Here is a 26,888-nt window from a genome sequence, read left to right on the forward strand (position 1 = left end):
CACGTCTTCGAGGACCTGGCGAAGGCCCGCACGAAGCGACAGCAGCGGCCCTTCGACCGGCGTTCAGATGGGAATCGGTTTTTGGGATGCTTGAAGGCAAGAGGCGGGGGCTCCTGCACAGCGACTGCAGCCCCGACTCCCGGGCCGGGCGCGAGCGGGCCGGGCTCGAGCGGTCGGGGACTGGTGCCCGTCACCACCACGACACCCCACGTCTGGCGCCGCGGCGCGCCCTCCGGTGAGTGAGTCGACGACCACGTCCTCGGGCTGCTGACGCGGCGGGGCCGCCCGGTCCGCCCCCGGGAGGGGCGGACCGGGCGGCCCCGGGTGGTGCTGCCGGGTGGACCGGCGGCCGGCGTCAGGCGATGGGGCCCGCGGCGGCCGCGGCGGCCTCGGCGTCGGCGGTGCGCTGCTCGACGGCGGCGCGGCGGCCGTCCTCGCGCTCGAGCACGGACTCGACCGTCGGGGCCTCGACGGCCGTGCGCGCCATGGGCGACGCAGCGGCCTTCTGCACGGAGCGGGCGAGCTCCTGCGGCGCGACCATGGCCTCGGCCTCGGCCTCGGCCTCGGACTGCGGTATGCCGTTGACGGTGCCGCGGACGCGGTTGTCCGGCCCGACGGTCGGCATCGGGTCGTTGCCGGTGAGGGTCACGTCGCCGCGGACGATGTTCTGGTCGAGGACGATCTCTGCCTCGTTGTCGACGACCGTGACGTCGCCGCCCCAGACGCTCATCTGCTCGCAGACCTCGACCGGCCCGTCGGCGCCGAGCTGGAGCACCGACATGTTGCCGGCGTAGGTCGCGTCGCCGTAGACCTCGCTCTCGCAGAAGACGCCGCCCTCGACGTTGTCGCGCACCTCGAGGGTGCCGTCGACGACGGAGTCGACGACGTCGGTGTAGAGCGTCCCGAGGCCGCGCACGTTCCCGGTGACGACCGAGGAGGACAGGAGCAGCTCGCCCGCCCGGGCGTCCACGGCACCGCTGACGGTGCTGCCGGCCTCGACCCACGTGACGGTCTCGACCTGGGAGCCCTCGACGGCGCGCGTGACGAGCGACTGGGCGCTGCTGCCCTCGAGGGTCACGCCGAAGCCCTGGCGGGAGGTGACGCGGCCGGCGACGCTGGAGTCGACCAGGCCGACGTAGCCGTCCTCGGCGACGGTGACGGCGCCCTGGAAGGTGGTGCCCTCGGCGACGAGGTCGCCGCCCGCGGCGACGCGGGTCGTGCCCGTGACCGTGACGCCGGTGAGGTCGCACGAGGCGTCGCGGGGGACGACGAGGTCGCCGGGGATGGTCACGCCGTCGGCGGTGCCGTTGCAGCGCGTCGTGAGGCCCGAGGAGCTCATGGCGGGGCCCGCCACGGCCACGACGCCGCCGGCAGCGATGAGGGTGCCGGCGGTGAGGGCGCTGATCAGCTTCATGGAGGCTCCTTCGACGGCCCCGCGAGGGGCCCTTCGTCGCTCGGGAAGTTGGGGTGACGTGACGACCAGTGCGAGGTCGGTGGCCCTTGCGCTGGGAGATCGCTTGGCGGGAGGGGCGTGAGTCTGGTCCCGCCAGGGCTCGGGACCGGCCGTGCCGGTCCCGAGCCCTGGCGGTGATCAGCGGACGAGTCGTGGCCGCCGCGCGTTCACTGGAAGATGTCGGTGGTGCGGGCCTCCTGGACGATCTGGTCGGCGTCGAAGGAGGTGAGGAAGCCTGCGCGCTCGAGCTGGCGGGCGCTGCGGCGGACCTGGAGGGCGTAGTCGAAGCTGCGGCCCCGACGGACGTCGTAGAGCTCGGCCAGCCGGTCCTGGTCGAAGGGGTCCTCCCAGCCGGCGATGCGGCAGAACGAGGCGCCGGTCGCGTTGCCGTACCAGGTGCTGGTGGGCACCTCGAGGTAGGGCGACCGGATGCCGCCCTGGACGTTGCCGAACTCGTCGAGCACGGGCTGGCCGTACTTGACGACGATCGGGTCGGCGTGCGGGGGCGGGACGTCCTCGCGGACCCACCGGTCGAGGTTGCGCAGGGCGGCGTTGAAGAAGATGTCGCTGGGGAAGCGGCTACGCGGTCCCTGGTCACAGCCCTGCGGGGGCACGTCGCGGTCGGCGGCGACGATGTCCTGCGAGCGGGCGGAGTAGTAGAGCTCGTCGGGGGTGGCGTGCCCGGCGCCGGCCATCTCGTAGTGGCGGAACTGGTCGGGGGCGGTGTCGCTGTCCGGGCGGCGCGAGCCGATGCCGGTGAGGTAGTCCGACTGGGACATCAGCTGGGTGACGGGGACCCCGACGCCGTAGATGGTGCGGCGGGAGTCGCCCGCGGGCGGGGCGGGCTCGCACTGGTTCATCGGGTAGGCGCCGGCGAAGGCGCCACCGGCGACGCCGACGAGGTAGGCGTCGTAGGTGGGTCGGCCCTGGGACTGCACGACGAGGGGGTGGATAGCCTTCATGTAGTTGATGAGGTAGCCGCCGGTCTGGGAGTAGCCCAGGCCGTAGGCCTTGCTGACCTCGGTGGCGCCGGTGCCGTAGGTCAGCGGGTTGGTGGCGTCGTCACTGCGCAGCCAGTTGCCGACCTGGGTGTAGATGTCCCACACCAGCCCGTTCTCGGTGTCCCGAGAGCTGTCGGCCGCGACGGTCTCGCAGTTGGCGGGGTCGTCCAGCGGGAGTGGGTTGGCGAAGGACAGGTCGCCGTAGCGGTCGGCGTCGAAGCTCTTCAGGGCGTCCACGGCGATGGGCTTGGCGGTGATGCCGACCCAGGTGTCGCCGTTGGCGATCATCTGCTCGTGGGCGAGGGCCCACCCGATGTTGAGGTCGAAGAGGTTCGAGGGGTTGAGCATCTCGACGACGATGTTGCCGCTGAAGTCGTCGGCGTCCGCGGGACGGCGCACCAGCACGCGCGTCGTGTACGGCGCGTCCTGGGTGCGGACGACGGCGGGGGCGTCGGCGGGCCAGGAGTAGACGTCCGACTCGCCGCTGGCGAGGTACTCCTCCTCGACGTAGCCGACCTCGGACAGGTCCTGGGGGACCTCCTGGTAGGCGGCTCCACCGAAGGGGTGGGAGGCCTCCGAGGAGGGCAGGGGGCCGGTGACCTGGGCCCGCTCGCCGTCGATGGCCTGCGCCGGCTCGGTGGGGCCCTTCCCCTTGTTGGTCGACGCCGTGCTCGAGGCGGTGTCGGAAGCCCCCTTCTCGGGAGCTGCGGTGGGGGGCGCCGCGGTGGCGGGCAGGACGGTGGCGGCGGCCAGGGCGGTGACCATGCCGGTGGCCAGGGCCGCCCTGCGGGCGGCCTTCATGCTGGTGTGCATCAGCGTGCTTCTCCTCGTCGCTGAGGTGGGCGTGCGGGCAACGCGCGCTGGGGGCGCGTCGCCGGGGTGGCGCTGGTTGTGGTGATCACCTCCCGCTGGTGCCGGACGTGGGTGGTTCCGGCGCCGGCGTGAGTGCCGGCGCCCGGGTCGTCGCTGGGGTGGGTCAGAGGACGTCGTCGTCGACCCAGTCGAAGGTCCGGGTCACGGCCTTCTTCCACAGACGCAGGACGCGCTCGCGCTCGGCCTCCTCCATCTGGGGCTCCCAGCGCTTGTCCTCGGCCCAGTTGGCGCGGACCTCGTCGAGGTCGGACCAGAAGCCGACGGCGAGGCCGGCCGCGTAGGCGGCGCCGAGCGCCGTCGTCTCGGCGACGACGGGGCGCACGACGGGGACGCCGAGGACGTCGGCCTGGAACTGCATGAGCGTGTCGTTGACGACCATGCCGCCGTCGACGCGCAGCTCCTCGAGCGGGACGCCCGAGTCGGCGTTCGCGGCGTCGAGCACCTCGCGGGTCTGGAAGGCGGTGGCTTCCAGGGCCGCGCGGGCGATGTGCGCCTTCGTCACGTACCGCGTGAGGCCGACGATCGCCCCGCGCGCGTCGCCGCGCCAGTACGGCGCGAAGAGGCCCGAGAAGGCGGGCACGACGTACACGCCGCCGTTGTCCTCGACGGTCGCGGCGAGGGTCTCGACCTCGGGCGCCGAGGAGATGAGCCCGAGGTTGTCGCGCAGCCACTGCACGAGCGAGCCCGTGACGGCGATGGCGCCCTCGAGCGCGTACACCGGCTTCTCGTCGCCGAGGCGGTAGGCCATCGTCGTCAGCAGGCCGTTGTCGCTGAAGACGAGGTCCTCACCGGTGTTGACGATGAGGAAGTTGCCCGTGCCGTAGGTGTTCTTGGCGCCGCCGGGGCTGAACGCCGTCTGGCCGAAGGTGGCGGCCTGCTGGTCGCCGAGGATGCCCGCGATCGGCGTCTCGCGCAGCAGGTTCGAGGCCTCGACGGTGCCGTAGACCTCGGAGGAGGAGCGGATCTCCGGGAGCATCGCCTTGGGGATGTCCATGGCGGCGAGCACGTCGTCGTCCCACTGCAGCGTCCTCAGGTCCATGAAGAGCGTCCGCGAGGCGTTGGTGACGTCGGTGAGGTGCTTGCCGCCGTCCGTGCCGCCGGTGAGGTTCCACACGACCCACGAGTCGGTCGTGCCGAAGAGCAGGTCGCCCGCCTCGGCGCGCTCGCGGGCCCCCTCGACGTTCTCGAGGATCCACATGATCTTCGTGCCGGCGAAGTAGGGGTTGAGCGGCAGCCCGCAGACCTGGCGGAAGCGGTCGACGCCGCCGTCGGCCGCGAGCCGGTCGACGATGGGCTGGGTGCGCACGTCCTGCCAGACGATGGCGTTGTAGACGGGCTCGCCGGTGTTCTTGTCCCACACGACGGTGGTCTCGCGCTGGTTGGTGATGCCGACGGCGGCGACGTCGTGGCGGGTGACGTCGGCGCGCGAGAGGGCCTGGCCGATGACCTCGCGGGTGTTGCGCCAGATCTCCTTCGGGTCGTGCTCGACCCAGCCGGCGCGGGGGAAGATCTGCTCGTGCTCCAGCTGGCCGGTGGAGACGATCGTCCCCGCGTGGTCGAAGACGATGGCGCGGGTGCTCGTCGTGCCCTGGTCGATGGCGACGACGTAGCGGGCGCTGCTGGAACCGGTGCCGCTCGCCGCGGTGGTGGTCTCACTCATGGGACGTCAGTGTCCTTCTCCGGAAGGTGGGTGGATGGCAAACAGGAAGTCGAGCTGGGGTAGGTGCAGGGCCGCTTCAGGTGGTCTGCGCAATCGGCATCACGTAGTAGACGAGCGCAGCCAGCACCCCCCCGATGACAGGGCCGACGACGGGGACCCACGCGTAGGCCCAGTCGGAGGAGCCCTTGCCGCGGATGGGCAGCAGGGCGTGGGCGATGCGGGGGCCGAGGTCGCGGGCCGGGTTGATCGCGTAGCCGGTCGGCCCGCCGAGCGAGGCGCCGATGCCGACGACGAGCAGGGCGACGGCGAGGGGGCCGAGCCCGGCGGGCGTGTTGCCGAACAGGAGGATGACGAAGACGAGGACGAAGGTCCCGATGACCTCGGTGACGACGTTCCAGCCGTAGCGGCGGATCTCCGGGCCGGTGGAGAACACGGCCAGCTTGAGGGCCGGCTCGTCCGTGGCGTCGAAGTGGTTCTTGTACGCAAGGTAGACGACGACGGCGCCGAGCGCGCCGCCGACGAACTCGGAGGCGAAGTACACGAGGGTGTTCGCCAGGTCGGGCGAGACGCCGGGGGCGTAGTCGTTGCCGGAGACGAGCAGGCCGATGGTCACGGCCGGGTTGAGGTGGGCGCCGGAGGCGTAGGCCACGTAGACGCCGGCGAAGACCGCGAGGCCCCAACCGAAGTTGATGAAGAGCGGACCGCCGGCGAAGCCCTTGGTCTTCGCGAGCAGCGCGTTGGCCACGACGCCGCAGCCGAGCAGCGTGAGGGTGGCGGTGCCGAGAACCTCGGAGAGGGCGATCTGGGCAAGTGTGGGCATACGTGACTCCTTCGTCAGGGGTGTGCCGGCCCCAAGGGCAGGCGTTCGCACGCCGAGCGGGGGGAGCTGCTCGGCGTCTCCTCGCTCGGGTCAGGCGGCGGTGACCGTGAGCGGTTGACTGTCGCGTCCCGGCGGCGCGGTAGGCAGGACCGGGCGGATGTCGGGCGCCTCGAGGCGACGGCGCTCGGCGGCCTCGTCGTCGGTCTCGACCTCGGCGGCGCGCTCGGCCTCGACGCGGGCGAGGTAGGAGGAGACCTCCTCCTCGACGCGGGCGTCGTCCCACCCGAGGGCGCCGGCCATGAGGCCGGCGACGGCCCGGGCGCTCGCGGTGCCGCGGTCGGCCTGCTCGTAGGACAGGCGCGTGCGGCGCGTCAGGACGTCCTCGAGGTGCAGCGCGCCCTCGTGCGTGGCGGCGTAGAGCGCCTCCGCGCGCAGGTAGTGGGGCGCGCCCTCGAGGGGCTCGCCGAGCGAGGGGTCGACGTCGACCAGCTCGAGCACCTCGTCGACGTCGCCGCCGTAGCGGTGGAGCAGGTGCTCGACCCGCTCGAGGGACCAGCCGCGCTCCTCGGCGATGCGGTGCCGCTGGGCCCAGCGCACGGGGTAGCCCTCGGCGCCGGCGAGCGGGAGGTCGGCCGTGAGCGAGGGCCCGGCGGTGCGGTCGCCCGGGGCGGCGTCGGCGAGGGCGGCGTCGACGACGTCGCGCGCCATGACGCGGTACGTCGTGTACTTGCCGCCGGCGACCACGGTGAGGCCAGGGCGCAGCGTCGCGACGGTGTGCTCCCGCGAGACCTTCGTCGTGGTCGTCGGGTCGCCGCCGCCCTTGCCGCCCTTCTCGCCGCCCTCGCCGGGGAGCGAGCCCTTGGCGGTCGGCTGCAGCAGCGGGCGCAGGCCCGTGTAGACGCCCATGACGTCGTCGCGGGCGAGGGGCCGGGTCAGCACGGCGTTCGCGTGCTCGAGGAGGTACTCGATGTCCTCGCTCGTGGCCACGGGGTGGTCCTTGTCGAGGTCCCACGGGGTGTCGGTGGTGCCGATGACCCAGTGCGTCTCCCAGGGGATGACGAACAGGACGCTCTTCTCGGTGCGGAGGATGAGGCCCGAGTCGCCGTCCACGGCGTCCTTCGGGACGACGATGTGGACGCCCTTGGAGGCCTTGACCTCGAGGCCGCGGGTGCGGAAGAGCTCCTGGATCTCGTCGGTCCACACGCCCGTGGCGCCGATGACGTGGCGGGCGCGGACCTGGAGCTCGCGACCGGTCTCGAGGTCGACGGCGCGGACGCCGACGACGCGGCCGCCCTCCTCGAGGTAGCCGGTGACCTGGGTGCGGGCGGCGGCGAGCGCGCCGTGGCCGACCGCGGTGCGGACGAGGACGTGGACGAGGCGGGCGTCGTCGACCTTGGCGTCCCAGTACTGGATGCCGCCCACCGCGGCGTCGCGGCGGAAGCCGCGGAAGCGGCGCTGGATGCCGGCGCGGGTGAGGTGGCGGTGCAGGGGGACGGTGCGCTTCCCGCTGCCGCCGCCGCGGCCGAAGACGCCGGCCATGCCGTCGTAGAGCGCGATGCCGGAGCCGATGTAGCCGCGCTGCCAGTGCTTCTCGAGCGGGAAGATGAACGGCACGGGGTGCACGAGGTGCGGCGCCAGGCGGTCCACGAGCAGGCCGCGCTCGCGCAGGGCCTCGTGGACGAGGTGGAAGTCGAGCATCTCCAGGTAGCGCAGGCCGCCGTGGATGAGCTTGCTGGCCCGGCTGGAGGTGCCCGCGGCCCAGTCGCGGCGCTCGAGGACGCCGACCGTCAGGCCGCGGCTGGCGGCGTCGAGGGCGGCGCCGGCGCCGGTGACGCCCCCGCCGACGACGAGGACGTCCAGCTGCTCGGTGCTCATCCGCTCGAGCGCCTCGGCGCGCGAGGCGCCGGACAAGACTGCTCCTGTCATGAAGACCTCCTCGTCTACGGCGGCCGACGATTGCCCGGCGACACGGGAGGTGTCTACGACCCGCCCATGAAACAAGGTGCGTTTGTGCACGAACGTGCACTAGGAAGGTTCGTGAGAGGACCTGTCGTCGTCAGGGACCCGCTTTCAACGCCCGAGGCGTGAGGCGTCGTGCACGTTCGTGCGTCAACGACGGTGCTCAGCGTCCACGGGTTGGCTTCGGGTGGGCGCGCGCTCAGATCGGCGGCTTGGTTTACGGGTGCGGCCGTCGCTCGCGCCCACGTCTGCAACGAGCGCGCGCCTTCGCGGCTCCGAGGTTGACTGCGACTGCGCCGACATCTGTCGGGGTTGGCCGACCTAGCTCGCCTCGCATGCCAACTGTGCCGATAACCGACGTTATGACACCTCGGCGCTGAGCGGTGCCCCTACTTCAGTCCTCGCAGCCCTCTCCCCGACCCGCTCCTGCAGCGTCGCCAAGGCATCGGAGCGCCCGGGCGCCGCTCGCGAGACGTCACCGAGGCGTCGCAGCCGAAGCTGCATGGGTCGACACCGCGCGCGACTGGCGTCAGGTCTCGCGCCCGACCGCCCGGTCCGTGGCGCGACCAACGAGCAGAGCCACCGGAGCCGCGACGATGACGCACATCACCAGCCACGCCGAGTCCGGTCAGCGCACGCAGAGATGAGGGCCGCCGGCCTCAGAGCGCCCTTTCGCACCTCGCTAGCCTGGCGACGGTGGTCGAGAACAGACGCTTCAGCAACATGCCTGAGTGCGGTTGTGGTCACTCGCGCAACATGCACTGCCGTGTGGACCTCGCCGACCCCCTCCACTGCAGGAAGAGAGAGCTCGGCCCCTGCACGTCGGGTGACGGCTGCGCGGAGTACGCCCCTCGGGGCGTGATCAACAGGCTGTGGGCATGGAGCGGCCCGTCGGGATGAGGGGTAGCGACTCCCCCGCGCCCCCGCTCGAGCTCCCCGGGAGCCTGCCCCCGAGATGTGCCGGCTGACCGGGCCGCGGACGCCTCGAGGAGACGGTCTGTACACGCTCAGGGACGGCATGGCCGCCAGCACGCGATCTCCCGCCTCGGTGCACGTCGCCAGCCCAGGACCGAGGGCGTCCGCCGCCAGCGATCCACGAATCCGACGTCGACCCCGCATCGCCCCGTGGCGCGGGTGGACCGGGTCTGCAGGGTGCAGCTCAGCAGGGCTCCACCCTCCCGGCTGCGGTGTCGGTCGTCGGCGACCTGCCGGCCCGGGGTTTGATCGCAGTCACGGAAAGGCGGGGAACCGGACTGTCGCAGCTCCGGCTCCCCTCACCTCGCTCTGCGTGCGCTCAGTCCTGAGCGCCGTTCCCGGGCAGCTTCTGCGCCACGGCATCCTTCGCGCGGTCACCGGCCTGCTTGACCTCAGGTCGCTGCAGGAGCTTGGTGGCCTGCTCCTTCAGCTGCTCGTAGCGCGGCCGGCCGGCCTGAGCACCCAGGACGTACCCGACCCCCAGGATCAGGGTGTTCTTGACGAGCTTCATGATCTTCCTCCCCACGCAACGGTTCGTGCACCGACCTCGGGTGACCCGTCGACTGTGGGCGCAAGCGGGTGGTTCCACAACACGGGCGAGGTCTCGGACCGGCCGCTGCGAGAGACCGGCCCAGCTGCGCGGCCACTCCGCCAGACGCGCGACGCCGCCGCACCCAGCGGGTGCGGCGGCGTCGTCAGCGGGTCCGGCAGGCCGGACCCGGCATCAGCGGCGGAAGGCGCGGTCCACCAGCTGCGTGGCGCGGTTCGGCGGGCGCTGCTGCTCACCGGCCAGCGAGCTCAGCCACACCAGCGTCCCCGTGAGGGACGGGATGAGCCACTGCAGCGCGTCGAGCTGGCGCTGCGCGTCGGCGACGTCCGGGGGCGTCTGCGCCGACGGCGTCGTGCCACCGCTCACCGGGACGTCGGAGTGCTCGGAGACCTTCTTGCCCAGCACGCGGCTGTAGGCCGTGACGCCGAGGGCGGCCACCGTGACGGCGGTCTTGCCGATGCTCAGCGCGCCGACCGAGGGCTGCTCGGAGATGCGCTTCCGGTTGCCGGCGACCTGGCCGACGCTCCCGAGGAGGTGGGCGCCGATCGCGACGGCGTTGACGGGCGTCCAGCGGTCCCAGCCGGCGTTGGCGACCTTGCCGGACTCCTGGGGGCTGCCGGCCTGGGCGGCGGCGGCGTTGAGGGCGACGGCGTTGGCGAGCGTGCCGCCGAACCAGGCGGCGAGGCCGACGTCGTGCAGGGTGCGGGAGACGGTGTTGGAGACCACGGGTTTCCTCCGAGAGATGCGTTTCGACCGGTGCGTGCGGGCTGTGACCCCAGCCTGGACGCCACCGGCCCGAACCGCACGGCGGGACCTGCCCCGGTCCCGCCCCGTCGTCAGCCCTTGGAGCGCAGGCTGGTGCGCCGCAGCACCAGGCCGTCACCGGTCTGCTGCTTGCGCCGGGCGGTGAGCGTCACCAGGACGAGCCCGAAGGCCGTCCACACCCAGCCGAGGTAGTCGGTGGGCTCCAGGGCGGCGAAGACGACGCCCGCGATGAGCGCGAGGACGCCGAGGACCGCGACGACGCGGCGCACGATGAGGGTCGCGGGCGACTGGTGGATCTCGTGGCTGCTCACGCGAGCGAGGGTAGGGCCCGCCACGGCCGGACGCCGGTCCCGCCCCGCCGGACGAGCCCGACGTGGCGTCGGCGCACCGGCCACCGGCCGCCGTGCGACGGGTCCGCCAGCGGCTTAGCGTTCCGGCATGGCCGTGAAGCTGACCGTCGTCTACGACAACCCGAAGGACCCGGACGCGTTCGAGGAGCACTACGGGAGCACGCACGCCGAGCTCGCCGCGAAGCTGCCGGACGTGCAGCGCGTGGAGACCGGGAAGGTCTTCCCGAAGGAGGACGGCTCCCCCACGCCGGCGTACCGCACCGCCGACATCTACTTCGTCGACTACGCCACGGCCGTCGCCGCCCTCGCCACCCCCGAGGGGCAGGCGCTCGCGCAGGACGTGGACACCATGTCCACCGGCGGCTACCGGATGCTCCTGCAGCAGGTCGGCCTCTGACCGCTCGTCCGACGAGGGCCCGGGGCGTGGTGACCACCACCACTCCCCGGGCCCTCGTGCGTCGTCCCCCGCCGGTCGTGCCCGCACCGGCACGGCGGGGGCCGGGGACTCCCCCGCGCCGCCGCCGGAGGGCCACCCGGGTGCTCGGCGACGGGAGCCGCGCTGGGGGCGTCGCGCACCTGGCAGGGTGAGCTCTCGTGTCGAGCGCACCCGAGCAGCACGTCGTCGTGACCGCCGCGCTGCGCCGCGGCGACAGGGTCCTGCTCGCGCACCGCTCTCCCGGCCGGGAGTTCTACCCGGACGTCTGGGACCTGCCCGGCGGTCATGTGGAGCCCGGCGAGGACCCGCGGGAGGCGCTGGCCCGCGAGCTCGGCGAGGAGCTGGGCATCAACGCGAGCGTCTTCGGTGAGCCGGTGGGTCGCCTCCTGGCCGACGACCTGGTGATGGACGTGTGGGTCGTCGAGGAGTGGCGCGGCGGCGTGACCAACCGCGCACCGGACGAGCACGACGACCTGGCCTGGTGCGGCGCAGCGGATCTCGACGGCAGGGCCCTCGCCCACCCCGACCTGGGGGCGCTGCTGCGCCGGGTCCTCGCCCGCTGATCCGCGGCGCTCAGCGGGGGGCGCGCGGCCGCTGGGACCGCAGCCACCACAGGCCGAGCACGGGCAGGACCAGCGGCACGTAGCCGTAGCCGGCCCCGAAGCCGGACCACACCGTCGCCTCGGGGAAGGCCACGGGGTCCTCGACGCTGAGCAGCCCCACGGCGAGCACGCCGACGAGCTCGACCGCCACCGAGACGAGCGCCACGCGGCGCGAGCGCTCGCTGGAGCGGACGAGGGCCACCGTGGCGACGACGTAGACGGCCGCCGCGAGCGCCGAGAGGAGGTAGGCCACGGGTGCCGCGGAGAAGTCGGTGGCGATCTGCACCAGCGCCCGCGCGCTCGCGGACAGCGCGAACACGGCGTAGACGGCGACCAGCAGCCGCCCCGGGCCGGAGTGCAGGGCGGGGCGCCCGGCCGGTGCGGGGTGCGCAGCGGCTCGTCGACCACCGGGGGGCGGAGAGGGCGTCGAGGTCACGGGTCACCCGTTCCAGATCTGCTCGAGCCGCAGCACGAGGACCGCGGTCGTGGCGGCGGTGATGGCGAGCACGCCGTTGCCCCACCGGCTGCGGTCGGCCAGCCCCCAGAAGACCCCCGCGGGGAGCAGCACGACGATCGTCAGCAGGTAGCCGACGAAGGTCACCACCGACACGGGCCGCGTCCCGGTGGCCACGAGCACGACGGCGATGACGGCCTGCACGAGGATCGCGAGCTCGAGCGCCGCGGCGAGCAGGAGCTGCCCGCCCGAGGGCCGGGCCGCGCGCAGCGCGCCCACGATCGACCACACGGCGAGCGCGACCGACATGGCGCCGAGCACCACGGCGAGGGGGGCGATCACGGGGGCCAGCGTAGGAGGGCGCAGAGCGGCCACCGGGCGCGCCCGGTGGCCCCGGAGTCGGCCGGCGCGGGGACCTCCGGCGCGGGGGCGCCCGGCGACGGTCCTCCCTAGGGTCGGCGCATGAGCTCCGCAGACCAGCCCCAGGACGCCGCCGCCGCGGACGACGCGAGCGGGACGGCGCAGTTCACCGCCCCCGCGGACGGCCGGTCGAGGTCCACCGTCGAGGGGGTCATCGGTCCCCTGTCCGCCGGCGCGCACGCCTACAGCACCGGCCCGGGCAGCCACCCGCTGATCCTGGTCCGCCACGGCCAGACGGAGTGGTCCCTGGACGGCCGGCACACCGGGCGCACCGACATCCCGCTCACCGAGGAGGGCGAGCGCCAGGCGCGGGCCCTCCGAGGGCTGCTGTCGGAGTGGGACGTCCGCGCCGTCCGCGTCAGCCCGCTGCAGCGCGCGCGCCGGACGGCCGAGCTGGCGGGTCTCGGCGACTCCCTCGAGCTGGTCGAGGACCCCGACCTGGTCGAGTGGGACTACGGCAGCGTCGAGGGGAAGTCGACGCCGCAGGTGCGCGAGGAGCTCGGCTACGAGTGGAAGATCTTCGACCACGGCGTGGCCCCCGGGCGCACGCCCGGCGAGCTGGTGCAGGACGTCGCGGCCCGCACCGCGCACGCCCTCGCCCGGGTGCGGCCGCTGCTGGACGAGGGCCCGGTCTGCCTGGTGGCGCACGGCCACTCGCTGCGCATCCTGGCGGCCACCTACCTGGGCCTGCCGCCGAGCACCGCCGCGGCGCTGGAGCTGAGCGCCGGCTCCCTGAGCGTGCTCGGCGAGAACCACCGGGTGCCGACCGTCCGCCGCTGGAACCTCAGCCCCCTGTGAACCGGTCTGCCCGGGCTCGTCCCCGTCCCTGACCGCACCCCGGTGACGGCCGGGTGACCGGGGGGCGACGGGCGTCCTGCGGGGGGCGCCCGCGCCGGGGGGCGCATCGCCCCAGCAGTGGCAGACTCCTCGATCGTGCGCCGGGGCGCGGCCCCGGCCGCGCTCCGCAGGGCGCGCACTCCTCGACCAGGACGGACGATGCGCGTGTCGGGCAACACCTCCTTCCACCACGAGGGCACCGCTCTCCTCGGGACGAGCGCGGTGGAGGCTCCCGTGGTGGTCACCTCCGCCTCCATGGAGGAGCGCCTCGCGCCCACCCTGGAGCGCCTCAGGATGCGCCCCGGCACCCTGTCCTCCCTGGCGGGCATCGAGGAGCGCCGGTGGTGGGACGAGGACGAGGGCGCCGCCCAGGGCGCCGCGCGGGCCGGGCGCCAGGCCCTCGAGGCCGCCGGTGTCGAGCCCGACCAGGTGGGGCTGCTGGTCAACACCTCGGTGTTCCGCGCGCACCTGGAGCCGTCGGTCGCCGTCGGCATCCACCACGAGCTGGGCCTGCCGACCTCCGCGCTGAACTTCGACATCACGAACGCCTGCCTCGGCTTCGTCAACGCGCTGACCCTCGCGGCGACCATGATCGACGCCGGCCACATCCGCTACGCGCTGGTGGTCGACGGCGAGGACGCCCGTCCGGTGCACGAGTCGACGCTGACGCGCCTGTCGGCGGACGGCGCCACCCGGCGCGACTACATGGACGCCTTCGCCACCCTGACCCTCGGCTCGGGCGCCGCCGCCGCCGTGCTCGGCCCGGCCACCGAGCACCCGGACGCCCCGCGCGTCCTGGGCGGCATCTCGCGCGCCCGCAGCTCGGCGCACGGGCTGTGCGTGGGCAGCAACGACGGCATGGTCACCGACGCGCGGGGCCTGCTCGAGGAGGGCATGCAGCTCATCGGCGACGCCTGGGACGACGCGCAGGCGGACGGCTGGGAGTGGAAGGACATGGACCGCTACGTCCTGCACCAGGTCAGCACGGTCCACACGCGCGCCCTCGTCGAGCGCATCGGCATCGACCCCGAGCGCGTCCCGCTGACGTTCCCCCGCTGGGGCAACGTCGGCCCGGCCGCCCTGCCGATGACGCTCGCCGCCGAGGCGCCGTCGCTGCGCCCCGGCGACCGCGTGCTGTGCATGGGCGTGGGCTCGGGGCTCAACACGGCGATGACGGAGATCCGCTGGTGAGGGGCGCCCCCCTCCCGCCCCGCTCCCCCGCCCCCTCGGCACCCGACGTCGACCTCTCGGCCCTGCCGGGGGTGGACCCGCGCTGGTCCCGGACCCTGGAGGCGCCCGCGTCCGACGGCACCCGCCGCACCTGGCACCTGCTGGACGGCGCGGGCTCGCTGGACGGGCAGGAGCCCGTCGGGACGGTCCTCGCCGTCCACGGCAACCCCACGTGGTCCTACCTGTGGCGCGACGTCGTCGCGGCCGGGGTCGCGGGCGACGCCGACGGGCGCCGCTGGCGGGTCGTGGCCGTCGACCAGCTGGGCATGGGGCTGTCCGACCGCCGCCCGAAGGAGGGTGGCGACCTCTGGCGCCTCGCGGACCGGGTCGCCGACCTCGGCGCCCTCGTGGACGCCCTGCGGGCGGAGCAGCCGGACGGGTGGCCACCCGTCACGGGTCCCCTCGTCGCCCTCGGCCACGACTGGGGCGGCGTCGTCGTCAGCGGCTGGGCCGGTGAGCACCCCGACCAGGTGGCGGCGCTCGCGCTGACCAACACCGCCGTCCACGCACCAGCGGACGCCGCGCTGCCGGCCGCCCTCCAGGTCGTCAGCGCCCCGGCGGCGCACGAGCTGCTGACGCGGCGCACGGACGCCTTCGTCCGCGCGGCCGTCTCCCAGGTGCGCCCGCGCCCTCCCGCCGACGTGCGCCGCGCCTACGGGGCGCCCTACCGCACGACGGCGCAGCGCCGCGGCGTCGCCGACTTCGTCACCGACATCCCCTGGCGAGCGGGCTCCCCGAGCAGGCCCGCGCTCGAGCGCGTCGCCGCGGGGGTCAGCGCCCTGGGCCGCGGCGAGGACGCCTCGCCCGCGCTGCTCGTGTGGGGCACCGAGGACCCCGTGTTCGGCGAGCGGTACCTGCGCGACCTGCGCGAGCGCCTGCCGCGGGCGGACGTCCACCGCGTGGAGGGCACGGGCCACCTCGTCCCGGAGGACGTCGACCTGGGACCGCTGCTCCTGCACTGGCTCTCGGTCCGCGGCGTCGGCGACGGCGCTGCTGCCGGACCGGCGCCGGCCGCGCCCGTCGAGGGACGACCTCGTGCGCTGTGGGCCGAGCTAGAGGCCCGCTCCGAGGACGACTCCCCCGCCGTCGTCGAGATGGGCGGCACCGCGGGGGCGGCGCCGGCCGTGCTCTCGTGGCGTGAGCTGGGGCACCGCGTCGCCGAGGTGGCCGTGGGGCTGCACGAGCGCGGTGTGCGCCCCGGTGACCGAGTCAGCCTGCTGGTGCCCCCCGGGGCGGACCTCACCACCGCCCTGTACGCCTGCCTGCGCCTGGGCGCCGTCGTCGTGGTCGCCGACCAGGGGCTGGGTCTGCGCGGCCTGACCCGCGCCGTCCGCGGCGCGGGCCCGCGCCACCTCGTCGCCGTCGAGAAGGGCCTCGTCGCGGCCGCCGCCCTGGGATGGCCCGGCCAGCGCATCGGCACGGGTCGCCTCGGGGCGCTGGGAGCCCGCCTGTGCGCCACCACGCTGCCCGAGGTGGCGGCCGCCGGGCGCCGCAGCGCGCTGGGCGGCGTCGACGGCGGTCCCGCGGCGGGGCGGCCCACGCTCGCGACGCTGCGCCTGCCCGAGCCCGACGCCCGGGCCGACGCCGCCGTGCTGTTCACCTCTGGCTCCACCGGTCCGGCGAAGGGAGCCGTCTACACCGCTGAGCGGCTCGCCGGCATGCGCGACGCCGTCGCGGCCGCCTACGACGTCGACCGCGGCACCGCGCTCGTCGCGGCCTTCGCCCCCTTCGCCCTCCTCGGACCGGCCCTCGGCGCCGTCTCGGCGAGCCCGGCCATGGACGTCACCGCGCCGGCCACGCTCACGGCGACCGCGCTCGCCGACGCCGTCGCCGCCGTGGACGCGACGGTCGTCTTCGCCTCTCCCGCAGCGCTGGCCAACGTCGTGGCGACCGGAGGCGTCCTCGACGCGCGGGCGCGCACCGCGCTGTCCGGGGTCACCCGCCTGCTCTCGGCGGGCGCTCCGGTGCCCACCGCCCTGCTGCGCCGGGTGGGCGAGCTGCTGCCCTCGGCGTCGCTGCACACGCCGTACGGCATGACCGAGGTCCTGCCCGTCACCGACGTCGAGCTCGCCGAGCTGGCCGAGGCCGCCGACGAGGTCGAGGACGGCGTCCTCGTCGGTCGACCCCTCGCGGGGGTCGACGTGGCCGTCGCACCGCTCGACGCGAGCGGCGGTGCCACGCAGCAGGTCTCGCGCGAGCCCGGCGTGGTCGGCGAGCTGCTGGTGCGGGCGCCGCACCTGAAGGCGCGCTACGACCAGCTGTGGGTCACCGAGGACGCGAGCCGCCTCGTCGAGACCGACGGGGACCGGACGGTCGTCTGGCACCGCACGGGCGACGTCGGGCACCTCGACGCGCGGGGGCGCCTGCGCGTGCAGGGGCGCACGGCGCACCTCGTGCGCACGGCGGCCGGTGTGGTCACCCCCGTGGGTGTCGAGCTGGCGGCGCAGTCGGTGCCGCCGGTGGAGGGCGTCGGCGTCGCCCGGGCGGCGGCGACCGGGGTGGGGCCGGCCGGCACGCAGGCGCTGGTCGTCGTCGTCGAGACCGACCCGCCGACCCGCCGCGCCGCCGGAGCCCCGGCCGAGCTCGTGGAGGCCGTCCGCGACGCCGTCCGGTCGGTGCCGGGGCGGCCCGAGGTCGCCGCGGTCCTGCTCGTGCCCTCGCTGCCCACGGACGTGCGCCACGACTCCAAGGTCGACCGCGCGCTCGTGGGCGCCTGGGCGGGCGAGCGCCTCGCCGGGCGCCCCGTGCCGCCGCCCTGGACGCCGGGGGGCCGCCTGCGCGGGCTCCTCCCCCGCGGACGCCGGTGATCGCCCGCCGCGGGGTCGTCGTCACCGGGGCCAGCGGGATGCTCGGACGGGCGGTGGCCCGAGCCCTGGCGGCCGGCGGCACCCCGGTCCGCACGCTCCAGCGCAGCCCCAGCGGCTTGGTCGGCTCTGGTGCCGGTGACGTCGAGGACGTCCGCCTGGACCTCGCGGCCGGCAGCCCGTCGGCGCTGGTGCAGGCGCTCGAGGGCGCCGAGGCTGTCGTGCACCTCGCCGCCAAGGTGTCGGTCTCCGGGCCCTGGCTCGAGTACCGGCGCACGAACGTCGACGGGACCGAGCGCCTGCTCGAGGCGGCCCGCGCCGCCGGGGTCCGGCGGTTCGTGCAGGTCTCCTCCCCCTCCGTGGCCCACGCCGGGGACTCGCTCGTCGGGGCGCCCGCCGGTCCGGCCGACCCGGCCGGCGCCCGCGGGCGCTACGCCCGCAGCAAGGCGCTGGCCGAGCGGGCGGCGCTCGCCGCCGACTCCCCCGAGCTCGCCGTCGTCGCCGTGCGCCCGCACCTCGTCTGGGGTCCCGGGGACGCCCAGCTGGTCGCCCGGGTGGTCGAGCGCTCGCGCTCCGGCCGCCTGCCGCTGCTCGGCGGCGGGACGGCCCTGGTGGACTCCACCTACGTCGACGACGCAGCCGACGCCCTCGTCGCGGCCTGCGCGCGCGCCGACCGGGACGACGTCCACGGGCGCGCCCTCGTGGTGAGCAGCGGCGAGCCGCGCACGGTGGCGGAGCTCCTGGCGTCGCTGTGCCGCGCGCACGGCGCGCCCGCGCCGACCCGCTCGGTGCCGGCCGGCGCGGCACGGGCGCTCGGCGCGCTCGTGGAGGCGGCCTGGGCCGTCCGTCCCGGTCTCGGCGGCGGCGACGAGCCGCCCATGACGCGCTTCCTCGCCGAGCAGCTGTCCACGGCCCACTGGTTCGACCAGCGCGAGACGCGACGCCTCCTCGGCTGGGCACCGCGGGTGGGCCTCGACGAGGGCTTCGCCCGCCTGGCCGCCGCAGCGCGGGGCTGAGCGCTCGTGGAGCGGTGACGACATGAGCGGTGACGACGCGAGCGCGTCTCGGGCGTCCCCCGCGGGCGCGGGGGACGCCCGTCCGCCCGCAGCCTCCGGGCGCCCGCCCGTCGCCGCGGTCCCCCGCGGTCCCGTGGCCGTCCCCGCCCTGGTCCGCCGCACCCTTCCGGGCCGCGAGCTCGTGCCCGTCTGGGTCAACCAGGTGGGCGGCACGACGTGGCGCGCCGAGGACGCCGCGGGCCCCGGCCTGCACGCGAAGTGGGCCCCCGCCGGCAGCGGCCTCGACCTGGATGCCGAGGCGGAGCGGCTCGGCTGGCTCGCGGGCCGCACGCCCGTCCCCGCCGTCGAGGCCCTCGTGCGGGACGACGCGGGCGCGCTCCTGGTCACCCGGACCCTTCCCGGTCGCAGCGCCGTCGACCCGCGCTGGCTGGCCGACCCGGTGCGGGCCGTGACGGCCGTGGGTGCAGGGCTGCGCGCCCTGCACGACGCCCTGCCCGTCGACGCGTGCCCGTGGACCTGGTCGGCGCAGGACCGGCTCGCGCGCGTGCGGCCCGACGTCGACGACGACGTCCGCGCGGAGCTCGCACGGACGCCGGACGTCGACCGGCTCGTCGTCTGCCACGGGGACGCCTGCATGCCCAACACGCTGCTGGCCGAGGACGGCACCTGTTCCGCGCACGTGGACGTGGGCGCCCTGGGCGTCGGGGACCGCTGGGCCGACCTCGCCGTCGCGTCCTGGAGCACGGCCTGGAACGTCGGCCCCGGCTACGAGGACCTGCTCCTGGAGGCCTACGGCGTCGAGCGGGACGCCGTGCGCGTCGCCTACTACCGGGCGCTGTGGGACGCGGGGCCCTGACCGCGCCGCGGGCAGGGACCGGTCCCGAGGTCACGCAGCGCGCCGTCGGCCCTGGGTAGCGTGCGACCCATGCCGCAGACCGCCACGTCGACGACCGTCTCGCGCGAGGAGATGCTCGCCTTCGCCCGCACCCGCCACCACGCCGTCCTCATCACGCACCGGCGCTCGGACGGCGGCCCGCAGGCCTCCCCCGTGGCGTGCGGCGTCGACGAGCAGGGGCGCTTCGTCGTCTCGACGTACCCCGAGCGCGCCAAGGCCGGCAACGTGCGCGCGGACGGCCGGGCGAGCCTCGTCGTCCTCTCCGACGACTGGGACGGCCCCTGGCTGCAGGTCGACGGCGACGCCGAGCTGCTCGAGCTGCCCGAGGCGCTCGAGCCGCTCGTGGACTACTTCCGGTCCATCTCCGGCGAGCACCCGGACTGGGACGAGTACCGCGAGGCCATGACCCGCCAGGGCAAGGCGCTCGTCCGCATCACGCCCACCCGCTGGAGCCCGGTCGCCACCGGCGGCTTCCCCGCGCGCCTGGCCTGACGCCCGCGCCTCCCCCAGCACGTCGTCGCCGACGGCGCTCGACACTGGCACTTCGTCGCCGCAGTGCCACGAATCGCCGGTGAAGAAGGGCGTTCTGTCGCCGAAGTGCGCTGAGGGGCGCGCGAGAAGGGCACTTCGTCGCCGAAGTGCCGTGAATCGCCGTTGAAGAAGGGCGTTGTGTCGCCGAAGTGCGCTGAGGGACGCGCGAGAAGGGCACTTCGTCGCCGAAGTGCGCGGGCGACGGCGGAGCGGAGCGGTCGTCAGCCGGCGGGCCAGGTGGCGACGGGGGCGCCGTCGCGCATGAGCTCGGCGTAGCGGATGAGCATCCCGTGCAGCGCCTCGTGGCGGTCCGCACCGCGCCCCTCGGCGGCGGCGACGGCGTCGTGCTGCCACTGGGCACCGGTCTGGCGGGTACGGGCGCGCTCCTCGAGCACCCCGAGGTAGCGGTCGCACGCGTCCTGGCCCACGCCCCAGCTGGTCAGCCCCTCGTGCACCAGCGGCAGGAGGGTCCGCAGCACCAGGTCGGGCACCTCGCGCTCCTCGGGCCGCCCGGTCCGGGCGTCCGGCCACGGCACGACGGCGCGCAGGCCCCGCCGCGCCCCGGCGTCCAGCGACGCCTGCGCGGCGGAGAACGGGAGCGCGTCGCCGTCCCACGGGTGGCGGTCCTGCGCGACGAGCCCGCGCACGGCGCCGAACCAGAACGCCGCGTTGGCGACCATGTCGACCACCGTCGGCCCCGACGGCAGCACCCGGTTCTCCACGCGCAGGTGCGGGGCGCCGCCGGCGACGTCGTAGACGGGCCGGTTCCAGCGCCACACCGTGCCGTTCTGCATCTTCAGCTCCGCGAGCGCCGGGACCCCGCCGCGCGCCAGCGTCCGCAGCGCGTCCTCCTCCGCCAGCTCGGGCAGCAGCGGCGGGTAGTGCAGCACGGCGTCCTCGAAGAGCGCGTGCGCCGACGTCGTCCACCGGTCCCCGAGGAGCACGCGCTCGCGCACGCCCTGCGCGGCGAGCTCGGGCGGGCGGGAGTCGGTGGACTGGGCGAAGACGGGCAGCCGGGACTCGTCCCACAGCCTGCGCCCGGCGTAGAACGGCGAGTTGGCCGCGAGCGCGACCTGCGGTCCCGCGAGCAGCTGGGCGGCGTTGTGGACGGCCGCGAACTGCTCGGGCGCGACCTGCAGGTGCAGCTGCACCGACGTGCACGCCGCCTCCGGGGCGATGGACGGCGAGTGCTCCAGCAGCCGCTCGTGCTCGCCCCGGATGTCCAGCAGGAGGTCCTCCCCGCGCTGCGCGCGCACGGCCTCGTCGAGGGCGCGGTACCGGGGCGAGCGGGTCATCCACCCGTCGGTCTGGTCGTCCGGCAGGAGCGTCGGGACGATGCCGATCATGACGACCCGGGCGTCGTGGGCGCGGGCGGCGGCGTCCGCCGCCTCCATCCGGGCGCGCAGGTCGTCCTCGAGCGCCCGCGCCCCGTCGCCCTGCAGGCGCGCGGGCGGCACGTTGAGCTCGATGGTGTGCGAGCCCAGCTCGGTGGTGACGTCCGGGTCGCCCAGGGTGGCGAGCACGTCGCGGTTGGCGCGCGAGGGCCGGGCGCCGGGGTCGACGAGGGCGAGCTCGACCTCCATCCCCGTCATCGTGTCGTCGGCGGTGAACGCGCCCTCGTCCAGCAGCCGGCGCAGCACGTCGAGCTGGCTGCGCAGGCGCTCGCGGTAGCGCCGTCGACCTTCCGGCGTCGCGACCGTGCCCGAGACGTCATCTCCCACGAGGGGATCCGACCATCCCGGGGCGGCCACCGCCACCGGCGGTCACCGAGGAGCCGCGTCAGCCGCGCAGCCGTTGCGTGCTCGCCCCGGCGACGAGGCGGTAGCGCTCGGGGACGCACGTCAGCACGACGACCTGGCAGGACTCCCCCGCCGCGGCGAGCGCCCGCGCCATGCCGTCGAGCCGACGGGGGTCGGAGTAGCCGAGCGCGTCGTCCAGCAGGACGGGCACGCCGGCGCCCCCGCTGACGAGCATCGCGCAGGCCAGGCGCCCGAGGACGGCGAGCTGCTCGCGGGCGCCGCTCGAGAGCTGCTCGAACGGCACGGTGACGCCCCCCAGCGTCCGCGAGGTGATCCGCAGGTCCGGACCCACGTCCACCCGCACGTCGGCCCCGAAGACGTGCGCGGCGAGCCGCTGCAGCTGGGCCCGCAGCGGCTCGACGTAGGCCAGGTGCGCCTCGCGGCGCGCGGCGTCCAGCGCGTCGCGCAGGGTCCGCGCCGCGGCGGCCCGGCGCTCCCAGGAGGTCAGGGCCCGGCGCGCGCGCTCGTGCGCGGCCCGCGCCGCGGCGAGGTCCTCGACGAGCCCCTCACCACCGCGCGCCTCGAGGACGGCGGCGAGCGCCCCGGCCTCGTCCTCGAGCGAGCGCAGGCGCTTGCGGCCGTCGTCGCGGCGCTGGCGGGCGACCTCGGCCTCGGCCTCGGCCCCCTCCACCCCGGCCTCGCGCACGGCCTCCGCCGCGAGCTCCCTGCGCTGCCGGGCCGCAGCGAGCTCCTCCGCCGCCGCGGTGACGCCGCCGAGGAGCGCCTCGTCGCCGACCTCCTCGCGCTCGCGCTGCAGGTCCTCCTCCACCAGCTCGCGTCGGGCGGCCGCGGCGTCGACGGCGGCCCGGGCCTCCGCGAGCCGGCGCTCCGCCAGGTCGAGCGCGGCGCGGGCGCCCTCGTGGCGGGAGGTGGCCGTGGCGACGCGCTCGCCCGCGGCGGACGCGCCCTCGTCCGCCTCCCGCAGCGCCCGGGCGGCCGTGACGGCCCGCGCGGACCAGGCGTCGTCCCCCGACCCGCTCGGCAGCCCGCCGGCACCGTCCCCCTCGTCCTCGGAGGCGCGGGCCTCGTCCCAGCGGGCGACCCGACGCCGGGCCGTCTCCGGGTCCGAGCCCGCGACGAGGTCCCGGAGCGCGGCGCGCGCCCGGTCCTGCTCGCCCTGCGCGGCGCGCCGCGCGTGGGCCGCCGCCATGGCTCCTTCGAGTCCTTCGACCCCGAGGTCGCGGCAGGCGCCGGCGAGGGCAGCGGCGCTGCGGCGCTCGTCCGCCTCGGCGCGCTCCTGGTCGGGCGTGGGCCGCCCCTCGACGCGGACGCCGCCCACCTCGAACCAGGTGCCCCCTCCGAGGCGCAGCTCGAGCGGGTCCTCCCCCACGACGTGCTCGCCGTCGGAGGTGACGACGCGCTCGCCCGCGCCGCGCAGGAGGACGACGGGGGCCGCCGACCCGGCGCGCGCCGAGGCCGCCGCCCACGTGCGGTGGAGGGACTCGACCTCCGCGAGCCCCTCGTCGTCGACGCGGTGCCCGGCCAGCACCGCCTCGGCGGTGGTGACGGCGGCGAGGGCCGTCTCGTGCCGGTCCACGAGGCCGCGCAGGCGCTCGACCTCGGCCGCCTCGCGGGCCCGCTCCTCGGCACGGGCCGCCCGGAGGCGCGTCTCGCGCCACCCGGCCTGCTCCTCCAGCGCCGCGTCCAGCACCGCGCCGGCCGCCGCGAGGCGCTCCCGGGCCTCGCGCTCGTCCTCCCCGGCCACCTCGGCGGCGCCCGTCCGCTCCCCGACCTCCGCCGCGAGCTCGACGGCGCGAGCGGCTGCGGACGCCCGCGCCGCGGCCCGCTGCTCGGCGAGCGCGTGCGCGGAGGAGGCGGCGTGCAGGCCCGCGCGGGCGCGCTCGGCGTCGCGCACGACCTCGTGCAGCGCCTCGACCCGGGCGTCCGCCTGCGCGAGGGCTGCGGCGTCCCGCTCCCCCGCCGCCCTCTCGGCGACCGCGTCGGCGCGGACCCGCCCGAGGGCGTCGACGACGCGCTCGACCTCGGCGACCGCCGCCTCCAGGGCGCCCACGCGGCGCGCCCCCTCCTCGACCTCGCCCGCCAGCGCCCTGCCCTCGGTGCGGACGGCTCCCGTCGGCGTCCAGTACCGCCCGAACTCCTCCTCGGCGCGGGCGACCAGCGTCTCCTCCCGCTCACCGCCCACCGACTCGGCGACTGTGGCGTCGAGCGCCGAGGCCAGCGACGTCCGCGCCTCCAGGTCGGCCTGGTCGAGCGGGACGCCCTGCTGCAGCCGCAGCGCCCGCCACAGGGGCAGGTCGACCTCCTCGCCCAGGATCGCCAGCGCGCGGTCGTGCGCCTCGCGCCCGGCGAGCTGCTCGGGCGCCGGCTCGTGGACGACCAGGCGCGTCGAGGGCTGGCGGTGGAACTGCTTGCGGTAGGTGAAGCGGTACCGCCCCGCCCGCACCTCGGCCTCGACGAGGGTCGGCACGTCCTGCCCCACGGGCTGGGTGGCCGCCACCCACTTCCGCTTCGAGGAGTCGTACTGGTCCAGGAGCATGTCCAGGGCGTCGACCAGGCTCGTCTTGCCGATCTCGTTGTCCCCGACGACGACCGTCACGCCCGTCGGCGAGAGCTCGACCTCGTGCTCGGCGATCCCGCGGAAGGACTCCAGGCGCAGGCGCAGCAGCCTCATCCGGTCGCCGCCAGCCGGTGCAGGAGGGACAGCGCGTCCTGGGCCGCCACCGCGTCGGCCGTGACCGGCAGCCGACCGCGCTCGCCGCCGGTCCCGCCCGCGGCCAGGTCCGCCGCCGCCGGCGCCTGCGCGCGGACCGCCAGGCGCTCGGCCGCCTCGAGGGCGAAGCCGGTGAGCCCGAGGGCGTCCAGGTCGACGGCGTCGGGGCGGACCACGAGCTCGCTGCGGCGCTCCCAGACCTGCAGGGCGCCGAGGAGGTCGGCGGAGTGCTCCAGCAGCGCGTCCACGCGGGCCTTCTGCGCCAGCGACAGGGTGCCCACGACGCTCAGCTTGAGCGCCGTGCGGGACTTGTCCGGCAGGGAGGCGAGCATCTCCTCGAGCAGGTCGACGTCCTCGTCGGAGGCCACCTCCAGGTGCGTGCGCCGGAAGCTCCAGCGCCCGACGCGCACGCGGGTCACCCCCAGGTCGGGGCGGGGCGCCCCCGCCGACGGCTCCCCGAGGTCGACGACGAGCACGTTGCCCGGGTCGAGCTCGTCGTGGTCGGTCGGCTCGGGCGCCCCCGCGTACCAGACCCGCCCGGTGCGCCCGACGTCCGTCGTGGAGTGCCGGTCCCCCAGGCAGACGGCGTCGAGCGCACCGGCCTCCAGCAGCCCCTCGAGGGTCGCCAGGTCGATCGTGGACGCGCTGGGCTCCGACGCGCCGAAGGCCTGCACGGCGCCGTGCGCCACGAGCACGCGGCGCACCCCCGGCTGCGGCGCGAGACCCGCGCACGCGCGGGCGGCCAGGTCCTCGACCGGGCGCTTGCTGCGCCAGGGCGCGGACAGGACCTGGACGCCGGCGACCTCGACCGGCTCGCCGTCGAGGACCTGCACGTGCGACGGGGCCAGCCGTCGGAAGCGCTCGGAGGACAGCACGCTGCCGGCGTCGAGGGGGTCGTGGTTGCCCGGCAGCAGCAGGACGGGCACCGGCACCTCCGCCAGCGCCTCGCAGGCGCGGGCGACGACGTCGCGCCCCACCTGGTTGGTCTCGAAGACGTCGCCCGCGACGACGACGAAGGCGCACCCGTGCTCGCGCGCGACGCGGCCCAGCGCCCTGACCGCCTCGAAGCGCGCCTCGGTGGAGCGCGCCTGGGCCTCCGGCGAGAGGTAGTGCCGCGTCATCCCCAGCTGCCAGTCGGCCGTGTGCAGGAACCGCACGCGCGCGCCCTCCCTCGTGGACACCGGGCTCACCCCCCGGCTCGCCGGGCCCTCGCCCGACCGGGCCGACGGTAGCCGCGGGGTCGGACGACCCCGGTCAGCACGCGCGGGCGCCCGCACCGCGCCGGGCCTCCGCGCTCGAGCGCGGGGCCCGGGCGTCTCACCCGGACGGGTGGTCCCGGTGCCCGAGGACCCGGCGTCCAATCCCGGAGGGCGCCCGGGGGCGAACCCCCGGCGTCGGAGCGGTCCACCACGGGCCGACCGGGGCGGCGCTGCCGCTGGTCGCGTCGGGAGGGTGGCAGAGTGCGCGAGGTGTCCTTCCTGAGGCCGGAGCGCCGTCGCTCCCGCGAGCCGGAGCCGGAGACGGCGGCCGACGCGCTCGGCGCCCTCCTGCGCCGCGTCGCGCGCGGCGACGAGCAGGCGTTCGAGGCGCTCTACGACGCGGTCGTCGGGCCCGTCTACGGCGTCGTCCTGCGGGTCCTGCGCGACCCCGCGCAGTCCGAGGAGGTCACCCAGGAGGTCATGGTGGAGATCTGGAAGCAGGCGCCCCGCTACGACGCCTCCCGCGGGAGCGCCCGCGGCTGGGTGCTGACGGTCGCGCACCGCCGGGCCGTCGACCGCGTGCGCTCCGCCCAGGCCAGCACGGACCGCGAGGACCGCGTCGCGGCCCGCGACACCGCCCGCGCCTTCGACGTCGTCTCCGAGGAGGTCGAGCACCGCCTCGAGGCGGAGCAGGTGCGCCGCTCCCTCGACGTCCTCACCGACCTCCAGCGGGAGTCGGTCGAGCTCGCCTACTACGGCGGGTACACCCACCGGCAGGTGTCGGAGATCCTCGGGATCCCCCTCGGCACGGTCAAGACGCGTCTGCGGGACGGCCTCATCCGCCTCCGCGACGAGATGGGCGTGGTGGCGTGATGACGATCATCCCGCCCTCGGGGGCCCGCCGGTCCGGCGAGGACCCCGGCACCCGCGACCTCCTCGCCGCGTACGCCCTCGACGCCGTCGACGACGTGGAGCGGGCCCGCGTGGAGCGCCTGCTGCGCACGGACGCCGACGCTGCGGCCGAGCACGTCACCTTCGCCGAGACGGCCTCCCGGCTGGCCGTGGCCGCCGCCGCCCCGGCGCCGACGGCCCTGCGGGCTCGCGTGCTCGACGAGGTCTCCCGGACCCGGCAGGCGGCCCCCGCGGCGGCCTCGGGCGGGCCGGCGCGCCACCAGCGGCCGGCGAGCCGCGGCGCGGTCCGCCTCCTCGCCGCCGCCTGCGGCGTGCTCCTCGCCGGGTGCATCGGCCTCGGTGCGCTCGTCCTGGGGGGCGAGGACGCGCGGCCCGCGCTGGTGGCCGCGGGCGACTTCGCCGGCGGCACCGCGGCGCTGCTCGAGGTCGACGGCGAGTACGTCGTCGTGGGCGAGGGCGTCCCCGAGCCGGCGGAGGACCGCGTGTACCAGCTCTGGTCGGTGGAGGGCTCCGCCGACCCCGTGCCGGCCGGCTTCCTGGAGCAGGGACCCGACGGCAGCTTCGTCGGCGAGGTCGGCGACTGGGAGCCCGGCGCCGTGCTGGGCATCAGCGAGGAGCCCGTCGGCGGCTCCGAGCAGCCCACCAGCGAGGTCCTCGCCCACGTCGAGACCTGACC

The 26,888-nt window shown here is 75.9% G+C and carries 23 protein-coding genes; 10 read left to right on the forward strand and 13 right to left on the reverse strand.

The window, feature by feature from the left end:
• Positions 1–355: 355 nt before the first annotated feature.
• The 8 genes from Q0848_RS02925 to Q0848_RS02960 form a co-directional block, all read right to left on the reverse strand.
• Positions 356–1,414: a hypothetical protein gene (locus Q0848_RS02925; RefSeq protein ID WP_299034536.1), complete on the reverse strand. Its 1,059-nt coding sequence runs from the start codon at positions 1,412–1,414 to the stop codon at positions 356–358.
• 206 nt (positions 1,415–1,620) lie between these two features.
• Positions 1,621–3,267 (reverse strand): alpha/beta hydrolase domain-containing protein, encoded by a 1,647-nt coding sequence (locus Q0848_RS02930; RefSeq protein ID WP_299034539.1) that lies wholly within the window; start codon positions 3,265–3,267, stop codon positions 1,621–1,623.
• A 163-nt stretch (positions 3,268–3,430) separates the two neighbouring features.
• On the reverse strand, positions 3,431–4,987 hold the full coding sequence (glpK, locus tag Q0848_RS02935) for a glycerol kinase GlpK (RefSeq protein ID WP_299034542.1): 1,557 nt from the start codon (positions 4,985–4,987) through the stop codon (positions 3,431–3,433).
• 76 nt (positions 4,988–5,063) lie between these two features.
• Positions 5,064–5,807 (reverse strand): MIP/aquaporin family protein, encoded by a 744-nt coding sequence (locus tag Q0848_RS02940; protein ID WP_299034545.1) that lies wholly within the window; start codon positions 5,805–5,807, stop codon positions 5,064–5,066.
• A gap of 90 nt (positions 5,808–5,897) precedes the next feature.
• Positions 5,898–7,733: a glycerol-3-phosphate dehydrogenase/oxidase gene (locus Q0848_RS02945; protein WP_299034548.1), complete on the reverse strand. Its 1,836-nt coding sequence runs from the start codon at positions 7,731–7,733 to the stop codon at positions 5,898–5,900.
• Positions 7,734–9,060: 1,327 nt separating this feature from the next.
• The gene (locus tag Q0848_RS02950; RefSeq protein WP_299034551.1) at positions 9,061–9,267 is read right to left on the reverse strand and encodes a hypothetical protein; all 207 of its coding nucleotides are present in this window, start codon (positions 9,265–9,267) and stop codon (positions 9,061–9,063) included.
• A 198-nt stretch (positions 9,268–9,465) separates the two neighbouring features.
• Positions 9,466–10,017, reverse strand: a complete 552-nt coding sequence (locus tag Q0848_RS02955) for a hypothetical protein (protein WP_299034554.1) — start codon at positions 10,015–10,017, stop codon at positions 9,466–9,468.
• A gap of 110 nt (positions 10,018–10,127) precedes the next feature.
• Positions 10,128–10,367 carry a hypothetical protein gene (locus Q0848_RS02960; RefSeq protein ID WP_299034557.1) on the reverse strand — a complete coding sequence of 80 codons (240 nt, stop codon included), beginning with the start codon at positions 10,365–10,367 and terminating at the stop codon, positions 10,128–10,130.
• A gap of 127 nt (positions 10,368–10,494) precedes the next feature.
• On the opposite strand from Q0848_RS02960, the gene Q0848_RS02965 reads away from it, so the two are divergent.
• Together Q0848_RS02965 and Q0848_RS02970 are read left to right on the forward strand one after the other, a co-directional pair.
• Complete coding sequence (locus tag Q0848_RS02965; RefSeq protein ID WP_299034560.1) at positions 10,495–10,803, forward strand: EthD family reductase; 309 nt, start codon at positions 10,495–10,497, stop codon at positions 10,801–10,803.
• Positions 10,804–11,000: 197 nt separating this feature from the next.
• Complete coding sequence (locus tag Q0848_RS02970; RefSeq protein WP_299034563.1) at positions 11,001–11,405, forward strand: NUDIX domain-containing protein; 405 nt, start codon at positions 11,001–11,003, stop codon at positions 11,403–11,405.
• A gap of 10 nt (positions 11,406–11,415) precedes the next feature.
• Here the strand turns inward: Q0848_RS02970 and Q0848_RS02975 are convergent, their stop codons facing one another.
• The gene (locus Q0848_RS02975) at positions 11,416–11,805 is read right to left on the reverse strand and encodes a hypothetical protein (RefSeq protein ID WP_366146397.1); all 390 of its coding nucleotides are present in this window, start codon (positions 11,803–11,805) and stop codon (positions 11,416–11,418) included.
• Between the two features lie 78 nt (positions 11,806–11,883).
• A complete protein-coding gene (locus Q0848_RS02980; RefSeq protein WP_299034572.1) occupies positions 11,884–12,240 on the reverse strand; it encodes a hypothetical protein in 357 nt (118 codons plus the stop codon).
• 120 nt (positions 12,241–12,360) lie between these two features.
• On the opposite strand from Q0848_RS02980, the gene Q0848_RS02985 reads away from it, so the two are divergent.
• The 6 genes from Q0848_RS02985 (at position 12,361) to Q0848_RS03010 (ending at position 19,592) form a co-directional block, all read left to right on the forward strand.
• Positions 12,361–13,116 carry a histidine phosphatase family protein gene (locus Q0848_RS02985; protein WP_299034575.1) on the forward strand — a complete coding sequence of 252 codons (756 nt, stop codon included), beginning with the start codon at positions 12,361–12,363 and terminating at the stop codon, positions 13,114–13,116.
• Positions 13,117–13,314: 198 nt separating this feature from the next.
• Entirely contained in the window at positions 13,315–14,346 is a 1,032-nt protein-coding gene (locus Q0848_RS02990) for a 3-oxoacyl-ACP synthase III (RefSeq protein ID WP_299034578.1), read from the forward strand.
• Positions 14,343–17,192 carry an alpha/beta fold hydrolase gene (locus tag Q0848_RS02995; protein ID WP_299034581.1) on the forward strand — a complete coding sequence of 950 codons (2,850 nt, stop codon included), beginning with the start codon at positions 14,343–14,345 and terminating at the stop codon, positions 17,190–17,192. Before Q0848_RS02990 ends, Q0848_RS02995 begins: the two co-directional genes overlap by 4 nt.
• A complete protein-coding gene (locus Q0848_RS03000; protein WP_299034584.1) occupies positions 17,189–18,205 on the forward strand; it encodes an NAD(P)-dependent oxidoreductase in 1,017 nt (338 codons plus the stop codon). The genes Q0848_RS02995 and Q0848_RS03000 overlap by 4 nt, the downstream gene beginning before the upstream one ends.
• Before the next feature lie 22 nt (positions 18,206–18,227).
• Positions 18,228–19,061 (forward strand): aminoglycoside 3'-phosphotransferase, encoded by an 834-nt coding sequence (locus tag Q0848_RS03005; RefSeq protein ID WP_299034586.1) that lies wholly within the window; start codon positions 18,228–18,230, stop codon positions 19,059–19,061.
• Between the two features lie 69 nt (positions 19,062–19,130).
• A complete protein-coding gene (locus Q0848_RS03010) occupies positions 19,131–19,592 on the forward strand; it encodes a PPOX class F420-dependent oxidoreductase (RefSeq protein ID WP_299034589.1) in 462 nt (153 codons plus the stop codon).
• Positions 19,593–19,852: 260 nt separating this feature from the next.
• Here Q0848_RS03010 and Q0848_RS03015 read toward each other — a convergent pair whose 3' ends face one another.
• The 3 genes from Q0848_RS03015 to Q0848_RS03025 are packed head-to-tail and all read right to left on the reverse strand — an operon-like array spanning position 19,853 to position 25,282.
• Positions 19,853–21,352, reverse strand: coding sequence for a glutamate-cysteine ligase family protein (locus Q0848_RS03015; RefSeq protein WP_299034592.1), 1,500 nt, complete (start codon positions 21,350–21,352; stop codon positions 19,853–19,855).
• A 58-nt stretch (positions 21,353–21,410) separates the two neighbouring features.
• Positions 21,411–24,062 carry an AAA family ATPase gene (locus tag Q0848_RS03020; protein WP_299034595.1) on the reverse strand — a complete coding sequence of 884 codons (2,652 nt, stop codon included), beginning with the start codon at positions 24,060–24,062 and terminating at the stop codon, positions 21,411–21,413.
• Complete coding sequence (locus Q0848_RS03025; protein WP_299034598.1) at positions 24,059–25,282, reverse strand: DNA repair exonuclease; 1,224 nt, start codon at positions 25,280–25,282, stop codon at positions 24,059–24,061. Before Q0848_RS03025 ends, Q0848_RS03020 begins: the two co-directional genes overlap by 4 nt.
• Positions 25,283–25,579: 297 nt before the next feature.
• Between Q0848_RS03025 and sigK the strand changes: the two genes are divergently transcribed.
• Both sigK and Q0848_RS03035 read left to right on the forward strand, forming a co-directional pair.
• Entirely contained in the window at positions 25,580–26,173 is a 594-nt protein-coding gene (gene sigK, locus Q0848_RS03030) for an ECF RNA polymerase sigma factor SigK (RefSeq protein ID WP_366146398.1), read from the forward strand.
• Positions 26,173–26,886 carry an anti-sigma factor gene (locus Q0848_RS03035; protein ID WP_299034603.1) on the forward strand — a complete coding sequence of 238 codons (714 nt, stop codon included), beginning with the start codon at positions 26,173–26,175 and terminating at the stop codon, positions 26,884–26,886. The genes sigK and Q0848_RS03035 overlap by 1 nt, the downstream gene beginning before the upstream one ends.
• The last annotated feature ends 2 nt before the right edge of the window (positions 26,887–26,888 follow it).

Source organism: uncultured Pseudokineococcus sp., assembly GCF_947495735.1.
Classification (GTDB): Bacteria; Actinomycetota; Actinomycetes; order Actinomycetales; family Quadrisphaeraceae; genus Pseudokineococcus.